Genomic DNA, 13,844 nt, shown 5'->3' on the forward strand with positions numbered 1-13,844 from the left:
CCAGCATGACGGGCGACAAATTAGGCGATCTGTTATTCGATTTTCTCTCGCCAGTCCGCGGCAAGAGCTGACTGGCGAGTATCATACCACTTTAAGGTTGTCACGCGGCTGCGTTTTTAACATCAAAGCAACATCATCAGAACATCATCACCATCCACGGGTAGGCAATGACCATCAGCGCCACCAGGAACAGGGCACCAAAGATGGTACCGAGACGCCAGTAGTCTTTGGTTGGCAGGTAGCCGCTACCGTAGTAAATCGGGCTTGGGCCTGTGCCGTACGGGGTGATAATGCCCATCACACCCAGTGAGGTACACATCATCAGGCAGAACACCGGCATGTTGATGCCCGGAATCGAGGCGGCAATGGTCAGCATGGCAGGCAGCAGGGCGGTGGTGTGCGCCGTGGTGCTGGCGAACAGATAGTGCAGCAGGTAGAAGGCCACCAGCAGTACTACCGCGGATACCTGCGGGTCGTAGCCGTGCAGCAGCAGCGCCCCCTCTTTACCCAGCCAGGCGATGAAGCCCACGCGCGCCAGACCATCAGCCAGTGCGACCAGCGTGGCAAACCAGGCGAAGGTGTTCCAGGCGGCTTTGTTGCTGGTGATGTCGTTCCAGTTCAGCACGCCGGTCCACAGCATCAGCACGATAACCAGCAGGGCGGCCATCGCCGGTTCAATCCATGCGGTCGCGAAGATCCACATCATCAGCGCAGCGACCACGAACACCAGCAGCAGAATTTCATTGCGCGACAGCGGACCCAGTTTCTCCAGCTCGGCTTTAGCCCAGCGTGGCACTTCGTCATTCACTTTCACTTCTGGTGGATAGAGCCAGTAAGCCAGCAGCGGCATGGTGAGAATCAGCAGGATACCCAGCGGCAGGAAGGCGAGGAACCACATGCCCCACGAGATATCAAAGCCAACCACGCTTTTTACCAGCGCCAGCGCCAGCAGGTTAGGGGCCAGCGCGGAGAGGAACATTGAACTGGTGATACAGGCGGCGGTGATAGCAACCCACATCAGGTAAGAACCAATTTTGCGTGCGCTTGGGTCGTTAGGTTTAGAACCGTACAGCGGCGGCAGGTTGGCAATGATGGGATAGATCGTCCCGCCGCTGCGCGCGGTGTTGGACGGCGTAAACGGTGCCAGCAGCAGGTCGGCAAAGGTGATGGCATAGCCGAGCGTCAGGCTGCGACGGCCGAGATATTTCACCAGAATCAGCGCCAGGCGGCGACCGAACTGGGTTTTATCGTAGCCGGCGGCAAACATGAAGGCACCGAAAATCAGCCACACGGTGGAGTTGCCGAAGCCGCTCACCGCCCATTTAAACGCCTGTCCGGCCGTTTTGAACTTCGGATCGGCCAGTTCTGCCGGGCTGAACAGCACGTACTGGCTGAACAGCGCGATGATCACCACGCCGGTCAGGCCGATGACCGCGCCCGGCAGCGGTTCGAAGATCAGGCCGACAATCACCCCGACGAAGATGGCGAAGAAGTGCCACGCGTACGGCTCCAGCCCGGCAGGGGTGGGCACCAGCAGCAACAGCACGGCAACCACGATCGGCAGGCACAACATGACTAGCCGGTTCTTTTTCCCCGGTGCGGCAGGTGGCGCCTTTAGGGGTTCACTCTGGGTTGTTTGTGTATTCATAGTTTTGGTCTGCAAGTTATGGGAATGCGATTGACGGCCCGGTCGGGTTGATTTTTTTAGTTACGAAACGCTTGTAGCAGATCAACCGGGACGTTTTAAAGTGTCTTTTACATGAATCTTCGTTATTGCAATTTTGCTTCGCGAATTATCAATTGAATGACGCTATGATGCGATTAATTAAAATATCTATTTTGATCTGGATCAATAAAATTATTAGCGGGTTTTTTGTTTTAACGTTTTGCGCCGTAATAAATGAACCAACAGGTGTAAAATATGTGTTAAAAGTGAACGAAACGGCAAAAATACCGCCAGAATCGGTCGAAAAGCTCTTTTTATCTCTTTGATATTATTTAATTTGTTTTAAATGTAAGGAAAAAGTTGATTTTTGTCAAGTATTGGTTAAAACTTAGCGGAGCGCGGATTTCAGCAATGAGCAATAAAAAGTATTTTCACGCGTAAAACTTATATAACTAACATTCTGGGTTATGTAACTAAATAAAATGGTATATTTATACCATGAAGTCGGACCACTTAAATTAATTATAAAGACCTCCGAACTGCCAAAGAATTGAATACACGATTTCTTAATTCTGGAGTTGCTCATCATGAATACGCTCACCCCGATTCTTAATCCGCTGACCTTACCGAAAGGGGCGGTGCTGAAAAACCGCCTGGTGATGGCCCCGATGACCACCTGTACCGGCTATTACGACGGCGGCGTGACCAGCGATCTCGTTGAGTATTATCGCGTGCGTGCCGGCAGCATCGGCACCGTGATCGTCGAGTGCGCCTTTATCGATAACCGCGGTCCGGCGTTCCCGGGCGCTATCGGCATCGACAGCGACAACAAAATCCCTGGCCTGGCCAGAATCGCGCACGCCATCAAGTCCCAGGGTTCTAAAGCCATTTTGCAGATTTACCACGGCGGCCGCATGGTTGAGCCCGCGCTGATCGGCGGGAAAACTCCGGTCGCGCCCAGCGCTATCGCCGCGCCGCGTGAAGGTGCCAGCACCCCGCAGGCGCTGACGGCGGAAGAAGTGGAGGTGATGATCACCAAGTTTGGTGATGCGGTGAACCGCGCCATCAAAGCCGGCTTCGACGGCGTGGAGATCCACGGCGCTAACACCTACCTGATTCAGCAGTTCTACTCGCCTAACTCTAACCAGCGTGACGACAAATGGGGCGGCAGCCGCGATAACCGCGCGCGCTTCCCGCTGGAAGTGCTGGAAATCACCCACAAAATGGCGGAGCGCTTCGCCGCAGCGGATTTCATCATCGGCTATCGCTTCTCACCGGAAGAGCTGGAAGTGCCCGGTATCCGCTGGGACGACACGCTGTACCTGCTGGAAAAACTGGCGGCGCGCGGGCTGGATTACGTGCACTTCTCTGTCGGCCAGCTGCTGCGTCCGTCGATTGTCGATACCCAGGATCCGACGCCTTTAATCAGCAAATACATTGAACAGCGCTCGGCAACGCTGGCGAAAGTGCCGGTGATTGGCGTTGGCGGCGTGGTGAACAAAGAGGATGCCGAACTGGCGCTGGCCTCGGGCTTCGATCTGGTGGCGATTGGTAAAGCCTGTATTGCCTATCCGGACTGGGCCGATCGCATCATCAAAAACGAGCACATGGATCTGTACATCGACAGCACCAAACGCGAAGCGCTGACCATTCCGGAACCGCTGTGGCGCTTCTCGTTGGTGGATGCGATGATCCGTGACGTCAGCGATGGCCATCGTAAGTACAAAGCCGGCGTTTACCAGGCGAAAGTGGAAGCCGAAGCGCTGAAGCTGAAAATCAACGTGACGCTCGACACCGACCGTATCACCGACATCTCGCTGGTGCCGGATCCTAACCTCGACGTCGATTTCACCAGCACCTTTGAAAGCCTGCGTGAACGTATTCTGGTGGCGAACAGTCCGCACGTCGATGCCATTACCGGCGCTACCACGCAGAGTGAGGCGCTGAAGAAAGCGGTATCGCGCGCGCTCACCACTTCCAGCAAAGAGTATGTGATTGAAGAGGGCGGTAACCCGAATGCGCCGGTCAACTACGATGTGGTGGTGGTCGGTACCGGCGGTGCCGGTCTGGCGGCGGCGATTCAGGCACACGATGACGGCGCGCGCGTGGTGATCATTGAGAAGATGCCCACCATTGGCGGTAACACCATCAAAGCGTCGGTGGGGATGAACGCGGCGGAAACCCGTTATCAGAAACTGAAAGGCATCGAAGACAGCAAAGAGCTGTTCTACGAGGAAACGCTGAAAGGCGGCAAGTTCAAAAACAACCCGGTGCTGCTGCGTGAGTTCGTTGAGCGTGCGCCAGAAGCCATTGAATGGCTGGCGGCGAAAGACATTGAGCTGAGCGATATCACCATTACCGGCGGCATGAGCATTGACCGTACGCACCGTCCGGAAGATCGCTCGGCGGTGGGCGGCTTCCTGATTAGCGGCCTGGTGAAAAACGTTAACCAGCGCAACATCGAAGTGCTGCTGGAAACCTCAGTGGCCGAGATCCTGTTTGAAAACGGTGCGGTGACCGGCGTGAAAGTGGTCGATGAATATAACGACAGCCGCATCCTGAATGCGAAAAGCGTGATTGTGGCCACCGGTGGCTTCAGTGCCAACCGCGAGATGGTGGTGAAATACCGTCCGGAGCTGGATGGTTTCGTCACCACCAACCACAAAGGCGCCACCGGCAGCGGTATCGCCATGCTGCAGAAAATTGGCGCTGAGACCGTCGACATGGGCGAAATCCAGATTCACCCAACGGTTGAGCAGACCACCTCGTACCTGATTTCCGAAGCGATGCGCGGCGGCGGGGCGATTCTGGTCAGCCAGGCCGGTAAGCGTTTCTATAATGAAATGGAAACCCGTGACAAAGTTTCTGCCGAGATTATCGCGCTGCCGGAAAAAAGCGCGTGGATTGTGTTCGATGAGCAGGTACGTGCCAACAACAAAGCGGCGGACGAATACATCGCCAAAGGCTTTGTGATTAGCGCGCCAACGCCTCACGAGCTGGCGGTGAAACTCAACATGGATCAGGAAACGCTGCAAAGCACGCTGGGCCGTTACAATGAGTTTGTGATTAACCAGAAAGACGAAGACTTTGGCCGTGCCACCGCGCTGCGTCATCCGCTCAATCAGGGTCCGTTCTTCGCGATTCGTATCGCACCGGGCGTGCACCACACCATGGGCGGCGTGACCATCAACACTGAGACCGCGGTGCTTGACGCACAGAAACAGGTGATTCCTGGTGCCTGGGCGGCGGGTGAAGTGGTCGGCGGCATCCACGGTGCGAACCGCATCGGCGGTAACGCCGTCGCCGATATCATTATCTTTGGTATCAAAGCGGGTCGTAATGCCGCTAAACTGGCGTTAGGTAACTAAGCTATCACGATGCCCGCGCCCTGCGGGCATCGTTCTCTTGCGGGGCCACAATGACAAGCGACGCTGGCGTCCATTCCTATTCTGCCGTCCTCATGGGTTCGCCCATTCTGCTCAAACTGTTCGAAGACAATCCCACGCTGGCCAGCCAGGTCTTTCGCCTGATCAAACAGCAGGAAAATCTGTTTACCGTCAACCGCGCCGCATCTGAAGTGATGGCCATTAATCAGGCCGCCGGACGCCATCCGGTGGTGGTGAGCGCGCCGGTATTTGCGCTGATTAGCGTGGCGCACGCGGTGAGCATCCTGCCGGACAGCGCGTTTAACTTCACCATCGGTCCGGTGGTGAAACGCTGGAAAATTGGTTTTCAGGGGCGTGAAGTGCCGCCTGCAGCGGAGATTGAGACGCTGCTGCGCCTGACCGATCCGCATCAGGTGGTGCTGGATGCCGAACAGCGCTCGGTGTTTCTGCCGCTGCCGGGCATGGAGATCGATCTGGGCGCCATCGCGAAAGGCTACATCGCCGATGTGGTGCAGGCATTTCTGCGTCAGCAGGGTGTTGCGCAGGCGCTGATTAATCTCGGTGGCAATGTGCAGACGCTCGGCAGCCCGCCGCATCAGCCGCAGGGCTGGGGCATCGGACTCAAAAAACCGTTTGGCCGGGACGATGAGCTGCTGGGGACGCTGCAGGTGCAGGGCAAATCGGTGGTGACGTCCGGGATTTATGAGCGCTACTTTGAACGCGACGGCCGCTGCTGGCATCACATCTTTGATCCGCGCACCGGCTATCCGCTGGACAATGCGTTATTGAGCGTGACGGTGATTGCCGATCGCTCGCTGGATGGCGATATCTATACCACGCTGCTGTACGGCATGGGCGTAGAGCAAGGGCTGGCGTATCTCGCCGGCCAGCCTGATATCGACGCGGTGTTTGTCACCCGCGATCGGCAGATTATCTGCTCGCCGGCGCGCCATTTCCGCTTCAGCCAGCTGGATTTCAGCTGGCAGCTGCGTCACTGACAGTACTGCTGCAGCAGCGAATGGTACTCCGGCTGCAGGCGATAGCGATATACCGGGCGGCCGGTGGCACCGTAGTGAATGCTGGTGAACAGAATATTAATCTGCGCCAGCCAGATCAGGTATTTCCGACACGAAACGCGTGAAATGTTCACTTCGGCCGCCAGCTCGTCGGTGGAAAACTCATGGCCGGGATGGGCGTCAATCCACTGACACAGCGTGCGCAGCGTCTGCGGCGTTAAGCCTTTCGGCAGCCGTTTGTTGTCGTGCTGGGTGGCCGGGCTGCCGTGCATCAGCAGATCGAGATCCGATTGCTGATAGTAGTGCTGGTTATCCATCAGCGATTTTTTCTGCCGCCAGCCGGTCAGCGCCTCTTCAAAACGCGGGAACTGGAACGGTTTGATCAGGTAGTCGACTACGCCGTAGTGCAGCGAGGTTTTGATGTTCTCCGCGTCGGCCGCTGACGAAATAATGATCACCTCCACTGAGCTCTGCGCCTGGCGCAGCTCCGGCAGCAGATCGAGCCCGTTCTCCTGCTGCATATAGATATCCAGCAGCACCAGGTCGATCGGCGTTTCGCTATTGAACAGGAACTCGCGCGCCTGCTGCAGCGTCGCGGCGGTACCCACGCAGTGAAAGCCCGGTACCTGGCCGATAAAGCTGCGGTTCAGCTCGGCCACCATGGCGTCATCGTCGACCACTAACACGTTAATCATGCGGTTTGGTTCCTCCATCCCACGGAAGTTGGACTAAAAATTGGGTGAACACGCCGGGCTCGGACTCCACGCTGACGCTGCCGCCGAGGTGCTCCGTCTGCTGTTTGAGCAGGAACAGGCCGACCCCGCGATCCTCGCCTTTGGTGGAGAAGCCCTTGTCGAACACGGTTGCCAGATGTTGCGGCGCAATGCCCGGTCCGTCATCGCTCACTTCACAGGTCAGCCAGCCGTTCTGATAATGCAGCATGACGTGGATTTCGCCCTCGGTCTGCTCGCTCATCGCATCCAGCGCATTCTCCACCAGGTTGCCGACCACGGTGATCAGCGCCGCCATCTGCTGCTCGTTGCCGCTGTCCGGCAGGTAACTGGCATCGCTGATGGTCAGGCGATGGCCGCAATCAGAGGCGCGGTTAATTTTGCTGAGCAGAAAACCGGCGATCACCGGTGATTTGATCTTCTCCAGCAGGAAGCCGATTTCCGTCTGATAGTTATTGGCGGTTTTCAGAATATAGGCTTCTACCTGCGCATAATTTTTCATGTGCAGCAGGCCGAGGATCACATGCAGCTTATTCATGAACTCGTGCGAGCGCTCACGCAGGGCATCAACATAGTTTACCATGCCGGTCAGGCGCTGCATCAGCTGGCTGATTTCGGTCTTGTCCCTGAAGGTGCAGACCGCGCCGATAATGCGTCCCTGACTGCGCACCGGCACGGTGTTGCTCAGCAGCAGACGGCCATTGACGTTGAGCTCCTCATCGCGCCGTGCGCGACCGCCGTTGAGCACTTCCTGCAGATGCTGGTCGATCACCGAGGCATCATAAATGCGCGCGGTACTCACTACGCTGCTGCCCATTTTATCGCTCAGCAACTGGCGCGCCGCCTGATTGACCAGCGTCACCTCGCCCTGATCGTCCATCGCCACCACGCCTTCCTTGACGGAGTTAAGGATCGCCTGGCGCTGCTCAAACAGGGTGGAAATTTCGTATGGCTCGAGGCCGAACAGGATACGCTTCAGCACGCGCACCAGAATGAAGGTGCCAACCGCGCCGGCAAAAGTGCCGATCAGAATGGTCCACAGAATGCTCCAGCGACTCTGGTTGATCTGGTCGGTGACCGCCTCCAGCGAGATGCCGATAGCCACCACGCCAATCTGCCGCTGCTGGGCGTCATACACCGGGGTAAACACGCGCAGCGATTTGGCCAGCGAGCCCTGATTCACGGAGACATTCTCGTTGCCGCGCAGCGCCGGTTCGATGTCCGGGCCGATAAAGTGTTTGCCCACCAGCTCCGGATTACGGTGCGAGTAGCGGATGCCATCCATGTTGGTGATGCTGATAAACAGCAGATGGTTGCTCTCTTCCACCGCTTTGGCGATGGGCTGGATAGCGGCCCGATCGGGCGGCAGGCGCAGCGCCTGCTGAATTTCGGGGGATTTCGCCAGCGTGCGCGCTACCGCCATGGCTTTATCCTCCAGCTGGCTGCGCGTCGCGGCGCCAATCTGGAAGAAATAAAACATGTGTACGCTCAGCAGCACCAGCACAATCACCGCGCTGAGCATCAGCGTCACCAGGGTGTTGAGCTTCATCGGTCGCCTGCGCACTGGCGTGGCTTGCTGTGGTGAGATCATGGTCGTGCTCTGCGGAAAACGGGGGGCTATTATGACGGATAATCCGCAGCGGGTCGCGCTAAATGCAGGAAGGCCGTCAGCGATGACGACCTTTCGTGAGGGAGGGCGGGCGGGTTAAGCCTGTTTCACCCGGTTCGCGAAGCTTTTCCGCAGTTTCTGCAGCTTCGGCGGGATCACCGCCAGGCAGTAACCGTTGCGCTGGCCGGCACCGTCCCAGTAATCCTGATGATAATCTTCTGCCGGGTACCAGGCTTTCAGCGGCTCGATGGTGGTCACCACCGGCACGCTGTGATCTTCCTGCGCGCGGGCAATTGCCGCAATCGCTTCGGCTTCCTGTTCCGCGTTAGCCGGGAAAATCGCCGAACGGTACTGGGTGCCGACATCATTACCCTGACGGTTCAGCTGGGTAGGATCGTGGGTGGCAAAGCTGATGTCCAGCAGATCGCCGTAGCTCACTTTCTCCGGATCGAAGCCTACGCGAATCGCTTCGGCGTGGCCGGTCGCACCGCTGCACACCTGCTCGTAGGTAGGATTAGGACGTTCACCGCCGGTGTAACCACTTTCGACTGACTCGACGCCAATCACATCTTTGAATACTGCTTCGGTGCACCAGAAACAGCCACCCGCGATAATCGCATATTCGGTTGCCATTGTTTTACTCCTGTCAGGGCGAAAGCGTTAGAGTGGGGGTTCAGCACGCTGAATTCAAGCCGCTTTCTGTTAACATTTCTGGCGCAACCTGGCGCGGCTTAGCCCGCCGCTGCTCGCTCATCACGCGTAAACGGCCTGGGCTGATCGCATGCAGCATCATTTGGCCTTCACGCGCGGCACGTCACTAATACGCGTGGTGTAAGCCGGAGACAGCATGTCGCGTTTCATCGCCCAGGGTTTCTGGATGCCCTGACCGGCAAACCACAAGGCACCGCGCTGGTGGGCGTTGATCTTATCCATCAGCGCCATCAGCTGATCGCTGTTACGGCGCGGCTGATAGTCAGCAAACAGATCAAGCTGCGCCACCCCGTCGCTGAAAAAGTCGCCCAGCATTACGCCGCCTTTCAGGTAGCGCTTGCCGGGGATCCAGATGCGATCCAGGCAGTTGAGCGTGGCCTGAATGATGTCGCGGCTGTCGGCGGTAGGGGTAATCAGCGTCTGGCTGGCGGCGTTGGCATAGTAGGGTTGATGCGGATCGTGCGGGCTGGTGCGGATAAAGGTGCCGATGTAGCGGCAATACTGACGCTCGCTGCGCAGTTTCTCCGCTGCGCGTGCCGCATAGCTGGCGATGGCTTCGCGCATATCCTGATAATCGGTAATGCGATCGCCAAACGAGCGCGAGCAGAGGATATTTTGCCGGTGCGGAATCACCTCTTCAAACGCCAGGCAGGGTTCGCCGCGCAGCTCGCGCACGGTGCGCTCCAGCACCACGCCGAAATGCTTGCGGATCAGCGCAGTGGGCGTCTCCGCCAGCTGCAGAGCGGTTTGAATGCCCATCAGGTTCAGCTTGTTCGATAAACGGCGGCCGACGCCCCACACTTCCTCTACGCCCACCCGCTGCATCAGGCCGCGCTGGCGCGCCGGATCAGAGAGGTCCATGACGTTTTCGGCTTTGGTCCAGCGTTTGGCCGCCCAGTTAGCCAGCTTGGCGAGGGTTTTCGTTGGCGCGATGCCGACGCCCACTTTCAGGTGCGTCTCTTTCCACAGGCAGTCACGTACCTGCTGTCCAAAGCGCGTCAGCGAGGTGTAGCCTTCAATTCCGCTGACATCAAGAAAGGCCTCATCAATCGAATAGACGTCTACGCGCGGCGCCAGCCGGTCGAGCGTCTCCATCACGCGCGCCGACATGTCGCCGTACAGCGCATAGTTGGATGAAAACACCACCACCTGATGGCGCATCAGCTCGTCGCGATGCTTGAACCACGGCGCCCCCATTTTTATGCCCAGCCGCTTCGCTTCACGGCTCAGCGAGATAATGCAGCCATCATTGTTTGACAGCACCACGATCGGCCTGCCGCGCAGATCCGGGCGAAACACGGTTTCGCAGCTGGCGTAGAAAGAGTTTACGTCGACCAATGCATACATCATCGGCACCCTGAGAATACTGTATATAAAAACAGTATAGGTCAGATGCAGGAAAAATGAGAAGCAGAAATCGATCTGTCCGGCCAGGTTGCTGGTGGGGGAAAAGAACAGAGTGGTTACAGACAGCAGGACGAAAAAACGGCGTTCCCGTCAGGGAAACGCCGTGGGCCAGGGGTCAGTTACTGCGCGAGAAAAAACGTGTCACTGCCTGGTCTGACTGAACGTCAGGGCGCCTTCTTGCTGCCCGCTTCCGCGCCGGTAATCGGGTCGATCAGCGGATCGGACGCGGTGCGTGCGGCCAGCGCGTCAATGTCGCGCTGCTCATCCGGCGACAGCGTCACAGAAGGCAGACCATCGCCGCCATCCACCGCCGGTTGCGGATCGGCCACATAATCGAAGTTGTCATCGGAGTTCCAGCTACCACGCACGTCATCACCTTCCGACATGTTGTAGTAGTTGTGCGCATACTGCTCAATTGGCGGCAGCTTGCCCGGTGGGAAGTTGTCGCGAATGGAGTACAGCGCTTTCTCAAACGAAAGCTGGTGCGCGGCTTCACGCGTCATCAGGAAGCCTAACGCATCCTTCACGCCGACATCGTCAGTGACGTTGATCAGGCGTTCATAGATGATTTTGGCGCGCGCTTCGGCGGCGATATTTGAACGCAGATCGGCCGTCACTTCCCCGATAGTATCCACGTAAGCCGCGGTCCATGGCACGCCGCCGGAGTTGGTCAGCGGCGGACCACCGCCATAAAGAATTGAAGTCAGATGGCTATCGTTACCGGCACCCGTGATTGAGCGATACAGTTCGCCTTCCTCTTCAGTGCCTTCGGCCAGCTTGCCTTTGGCGCCTTTATTGAGCATGCCAACCAGCGAGCCGATAATCTCAAGATGGCTGAGCTCCTCGGTAGCGATATCCATCAGCAGGTCGCGGCGTCCTAAATCCTCATCGCCGAGGCCCTGGGTAAAATAGCGCATGGCCGCAGCCAGTTCGCCCTGCGGACCGCCAAACTGCTCTAGCAGCAGATTGGCCAGGCCCGGGTTCGGCGCACTGACGCGCACCGTGTACTGCAGTTTCTTAACGTGTCGAAACATAGCTCACCTCAAAAAGTCTCTTACGAAAGGAGAAAATCAGCGTTTCGCTTTCGCGTCCGGGTCTTCGCTGCGCAGCAGGAACTGATCGGTCAGTTCAGGCATGTGCGTTAACATCCAGTCCGCCATCGCGATCTCCTGCTCACAGATCTGTTTGAGAATGGCCACGCTCTCCTGATCCCCGGCACGCGTGGCGGCGCTAATCAGGCTGGTGTAACTGCCAATCTCGGCATTCTCGAACACGTAGCCGCTGATAGCGCCTTTCACCACTTCGTCTTCCGCGAAGGTACCGCCAAAGGCCTGGCCCATAGCGGCCATTTTCCCCATCACGTCTTTCACGCTGGAGTGGGAAATACCGTGGCGGTCGAGAATGGATTCCAGCAGAGACTGCTGCTGACGGGTTTCTTCGATATGCTGCTCAATGCGGGCCCGCAGCTGCGGGTAGTTTTCCAGGCGTTTTGCCATCTGCTCGAGCATGGTTTCGGCCTGTTTTTCCATGGCGTGAGCGTCGCGCAGCCAGTCGTGATAATGCGAGAGTGCGGATGTGGTCGTCATATCTACCTCCGTTGTACGGCAGTCGCGTTACTGTTTTTCCGCGATATCCGTGAGTTTTTCATCGGTGGATTTTTCTTCTGCCAGCGTGGCAGCCAGCAACTCTGCGGCCTGGTTGAGCTCCAGCTTTTTCGCCATGGCCACCAGCGTGCCGTAAGTGGCAATTTCGTAGTGCTCAACCTTCTGCGCTGCGCCGATCAGGCCAGCATCGCGCACCGGGCCGGCTTCGGTGGATTCAATCAGCTCCTGCGCTTCTTCGACCAGGCCTTCCAGCGCGTGGCACTTCATACGCATGATGCGCAGCTCATCGTGGCTCTCTACGACCTGATCGAGGCGCTCAATTTGTCCCTGGGTCTCTTCCAGATGTTGCTGAAAAGCGTTTTTTAAACTTTCATCGGAGGCTGCCCGGACCAGTTTGGGTAACGCACGGGTGATCTGTTTCTCCGCGCTGTAAACGTCCGAAAGATCGTGAATAAAAAGATCGAGTAGCGATTTAACTTTCATGGAATATTCTCCGAATCGGTGATTAACGGGAGGCTGAAGCCATTTAGTGATAACGCGATTAAGAGAGGGAATGAAACGAAGCAATAAATCCCTGTCATCCTGTTGATGACGGAGCATTCCCTGCTCCGAGACATTCCTTACTCTGCGTTACAGCGCATCAGGAATCGCGATGGCTATTCTGTCCGCCTTTTTTGCCGGCTTCGGACGCTTTCTCACGGTCGTTTTTGAAATTACCGCCGCTGTTTTGTCCGCCTTTTTTACCCGCTTCAGATGCTTTCTCTTTGTCTTCTGCGAAATTACCTGAACCGCCTCTATGCTCTGTCATACTATTACCTCGTGATGAGTAATAAATAACATGACGCATCTGCCGCCATGCATGTTTTGCACACTTAATACTAATGCAGGCTGCCTCACTGACAAGCGCGACGGTTATATTTTTCACGCCTCGCTAACGCTATATTAATGAGAAGGCTGGAGATTGTGGTGTAAAATAACCACGCTATTTTTAGCGAGCCGGTCCATATTACGGTCTCGCTTTTAACCCGCCTGATGATTATTTATGCTCAACACATTTTCCTCCGGTGGGAATTTTATCCGCCCGGCTTATTTATTTACGTTTAATCATTGAACGGCGAAGCGGCGCTAAATAGCGTCGAGCAGACGGTTCAATTCCGCCAGACTAAAAAGGGTTGCTTTGCGCACCACTTCTTCACCTTCACCTGAAAACCATTGCCGGCTGGTGTGCACGCTGCCATCTGCCAGACACCATGCAAACCACACGGTGCCGGCTGGCGTGCCGTCCTCACCGCCGTCCGGGCCGGCATAGCCACTGACGGCAATAGCCAGCGTATCCCCGGAGAGCTTTTTCGCGCCGCAGGCCATCTCCCGTACCGCGGCTTCACTGACGGCGGTGTCACGCGCCAGCGTCTCCGCGCTGACGCCCAGCACGCGCTGCTTCGCCTGATTGGTGTAAGTAATAAAGCCGCTGCTGTAAAAGCGGCTGCTGTCGCTGGCGGCCGCCAGCGCGGAACCGACCCAGCCAGAGGTGCAGGATTCGGCGGTGGTGACGCTCAGGCCGGCGGCCAGTAATTTATTACCCACTTCGGTCGCTAAATTAACCAGTTCTTCATCCATATTCTGTATTCCTTGTCAGAGTAAAATTAATAAACCCCGTCTCTGGCGCTGCTCACAGGCATTGCCAGCGGCGGGCATCCGAATTATAGGCGTAATT

Annotated in this window: 12 protein-coding genes; 2 read left to right on the forward strand and 10 right to left on the reverse strand. The window is 56.9% G+C overall.

Annotation, left to right across the window (positions count from 1 at the left end; genetic code table 11):
• Window positions 1-136 precede the first annotated feature (136 nt).
• Window positions 137-1,648 carry an anion permease gene (locus C1Y42_RS03730; protein WP_058769656.1) on the reverse strand — a complete coding sequence of 504 codons (1,512 nt, stop codon included), beginning with the start codon at window positions 1,646-1,648 and terminating at the stop codon, window positions 137-139.
• 605 nt (window positions 1,649-2,253) lie between these two features.
• Here C1Y42_RS03730 and C1Y42_RS03735 point away from each other — a divergent pair.
• Window positions 2,254-5,034: a flavocytochrome c gene (locus tag C1Y42_RS03735; protein WP_021506341.1), complete on the forward strand. Its 2,781-nt coding sequence runs from the start codon at window positions 2,254-2,256 to the stop codon at window positions 5,032-5,034.
• A 50-nt stretch (window positions 5,035-5,084) separates the two neighbouring features.
• A complete protein-coding gene (locus C1Y42_RS03740) occupies window positions 5,085-6,050 on the forward strand; it encodes an FAD:protein FMN transferase (protein ID WP_104092837.1) in 966 nt (321 codons plus the stop codon).
• On the opposite strand, the gene dcuR is transcribed toward C1Y42_RS03740, so the two are convergent.
• From dcuR to C1Y42_RS03785, 9 genes are all read right to left on the reverse strand, one after another.
• The gene (gene dcuR / locus C1Y42_RS03745) at window positions 6,044-6,763 is read right to left on the reverse strand and encodes a two-component system response regulator DcuR (protein ID WP_021506339.1); all 720 of its coding nucleotides are present in this window, start codon (window positions 6,761-6,763) and stop codon (window positions 6,044-6,046) included. The genes C1Y42_RS03740 and dcuR overlap by 7 nt on opposite strands.
• Window positions 6,756-8,390 carry a sensor histidine kinase gene (locus C1Y42_RS03750; RefSeq protein WP_058769658.1) on the reverse strand — a complete coding sequence of 545 codons (1,635 nt, stop codon included), beginning with the start codon at window positions 8,388-8,390 and terminating at the stop codon, window positions 6,756-6,758. The genes dcuR and C1Y42_RS03750 overlap by 8 nt, the downstream gene beginning before the upstream one ends.
• Before the next feature lie 114 nt (window positions 8,391-8,504).
• A complete protein-coding gene (msrA, locus tag C1Y42_RS03755) occupies window positions 8,505-9,041 on the reverse strand; it encodes a peptide-methionine (S)-S-oxide reductase MsrA (protein ID WP_104092838.1) in 537 nt (178 codons plus the stop codon).
• A gap of 156 nt (window positions 9,042-9,197) precedes the next feature.
• Window positions 9,198-10,466, reverse strand: coding sequence for a translesion error-prone DNA polymerase V subunit UmuC (gene umuC, locus C1Y42_RS03760; RefSeq protein WP_104092839.1), 1,269 nt, complete (start codon window positions 10,464-10,466; stop codon window positions 9,198-9,200).
• A gap of 224 nt (window positions 10,467-10,690) precedes the next feature.
• A complete protein-coding gene (locus tag C1Y42_RS03765; RefSeq protein WP_058757631.1) occupies window positions 10,691-11,560 on the reverse strand; it encodes a manganese catalase family protein in 870 nt (289 codons plus the stop codon).
• Window positions 11,561-11,596: 36 nt separating this feature from the next.
• Window positions 11,597-12,112 (reverse strand): ferritin-like domain-containing protein, encoded by a 516-nt coding sequence (locus C1Y42_RS03770; protein ID WP_021506332.1) that lies wholly within the window; start codon window positions 12,110-12,112, stop codon window positions 11,597-11,599.
• Between the two features lie 27 nt (window positions 12,113-12,139).
• Entirely contained in the window at window positions 12,140-12,613 is a 474-nt protein-coding gene (locus C1Y42_RS03775; RefSeq protein WP_021506331.1) for a ferritin-like domain-containing protein, read from the reverse strand.
• Between the two features lie 157 nt (window positions 12,614-12,770).
• Window positions 12,771-12,938 (reverse strand): general stress protein, encoded by a 168-nt coding sequence (locus C1Y42_RS03780; RefSeq protein WP_021506330.1) that lies wholly within the window; start codon window positions 12,936-12,938, stop codon window positions 12,771-12,773.
• Window positions 12,939-13,255: 317 nt separating this feature from the next.
• Window positions 13,256-13,747, reverse strand: coding sequence for a nicotinamide-nucleotide amidohydrolase family protein (locus C1Y42_RS03785; RefSeq protein WP_058769659.1), 492 nt, complete (start codon window positions 13,745-13,747; stop codon window positions 13,256-13,258).
• Between the last annotated feature and the right edge of the window lie 97 nt (window positions 13,748-13,844).

Source organism: Pantoea sp. ICBG 985, from assembly GCF_002928365.1.
GTDB lineage: Bacteria > Pseudomonadota > Gammaproteobacteria > Enterobacterales > Enterobacteriaceae > Pantoea > Pantoea dispersa.

Bases quoted from the DNA above. Each gene is read 5' to 3' on its own strand.
- C1Y42_RS03785 (WP_058769659.1), bottom strand. From the start codon at position 13,747: ATGGATGAAGAACTGGTTAATTTAGCGACCGAAGTGGGTAATAAATTA.
- C1Y42_RS03775 (WP_021506331.1), bottom strand. From the start codon at position 12,613: ATGAAAGTTAAATCGCTACTCGATCTTTTTATTCACGATCTTTCGGAC.
- msrA (WP_104092838.1), bottom strand. From the start codon at position 9,041: ATGGCAACCGAATATGCGATTATCGCGGGTGGCTGTTTCTGGTGCACC.
- C1Y42_RS03735 (WP_021506341.1), top strand. From the start codon at position 2,254: ATGAATACGCTCACCCCGATTCTTAATCCGCTGACCTTACCGAAAGGG.
- C1Y42_RS03740 (WP_104092837.1), top strand. From the start codon at position 5,085: ATGACAAGCGACGCTGGCGTCCATTCCTATTCTGCCGTCCTCATGGGT.
- umuC (WP_104092839.1), bottom strand. From the start codon at position 10,466: ATGTATGCATTGGTCGACGTAAACTCTTTCTACGCCAGCTGCGAAACC.
- dcuR (WP_021506339.1), bottom strand. From the start codon at position 6,763: ATGATTAACGTGTTAGTGGTCGACGATGACGCCATGGTGGCCGAGCTG.
- C1Y42_RS03750 (WP_058769658.1), bottom strand. From the start codon at position 8,390: ATGATCTCACCACAGCAAGCCACGCCAGTGCGCAGGCGACCGATGAAG.
- C1Y42_RS03780 (WP_021506330.1), bottom strand. From the start codon at position 12,938: ATGACAGAGCATAGAGGCGGTTCAGGTAATTTCGCAGAAGACAAAGAG.
- C1Y42_RS03765 (WP_058757631.1), bottom strand. From the start codon at position 11,560: ATGTTTCGACACGTTAAGAAACTGCAGTACACGGTGCGCGTCAGTGCG.
- C1Y42_RS03770 (WP_021506332.1), bottom strand. From the start codon at position 12,112: ATGACGACCACATCCGCACTCTCGCATTATCACGACTGGCTGCGCGAC.
- C1Y42_RS03730 (WP_058769656.1), bottom strand. From the start codon at position 1,648: ATGAATACACAAACAACCCAGAGTGAACCCCTAAAGGCGCCACCTGCC.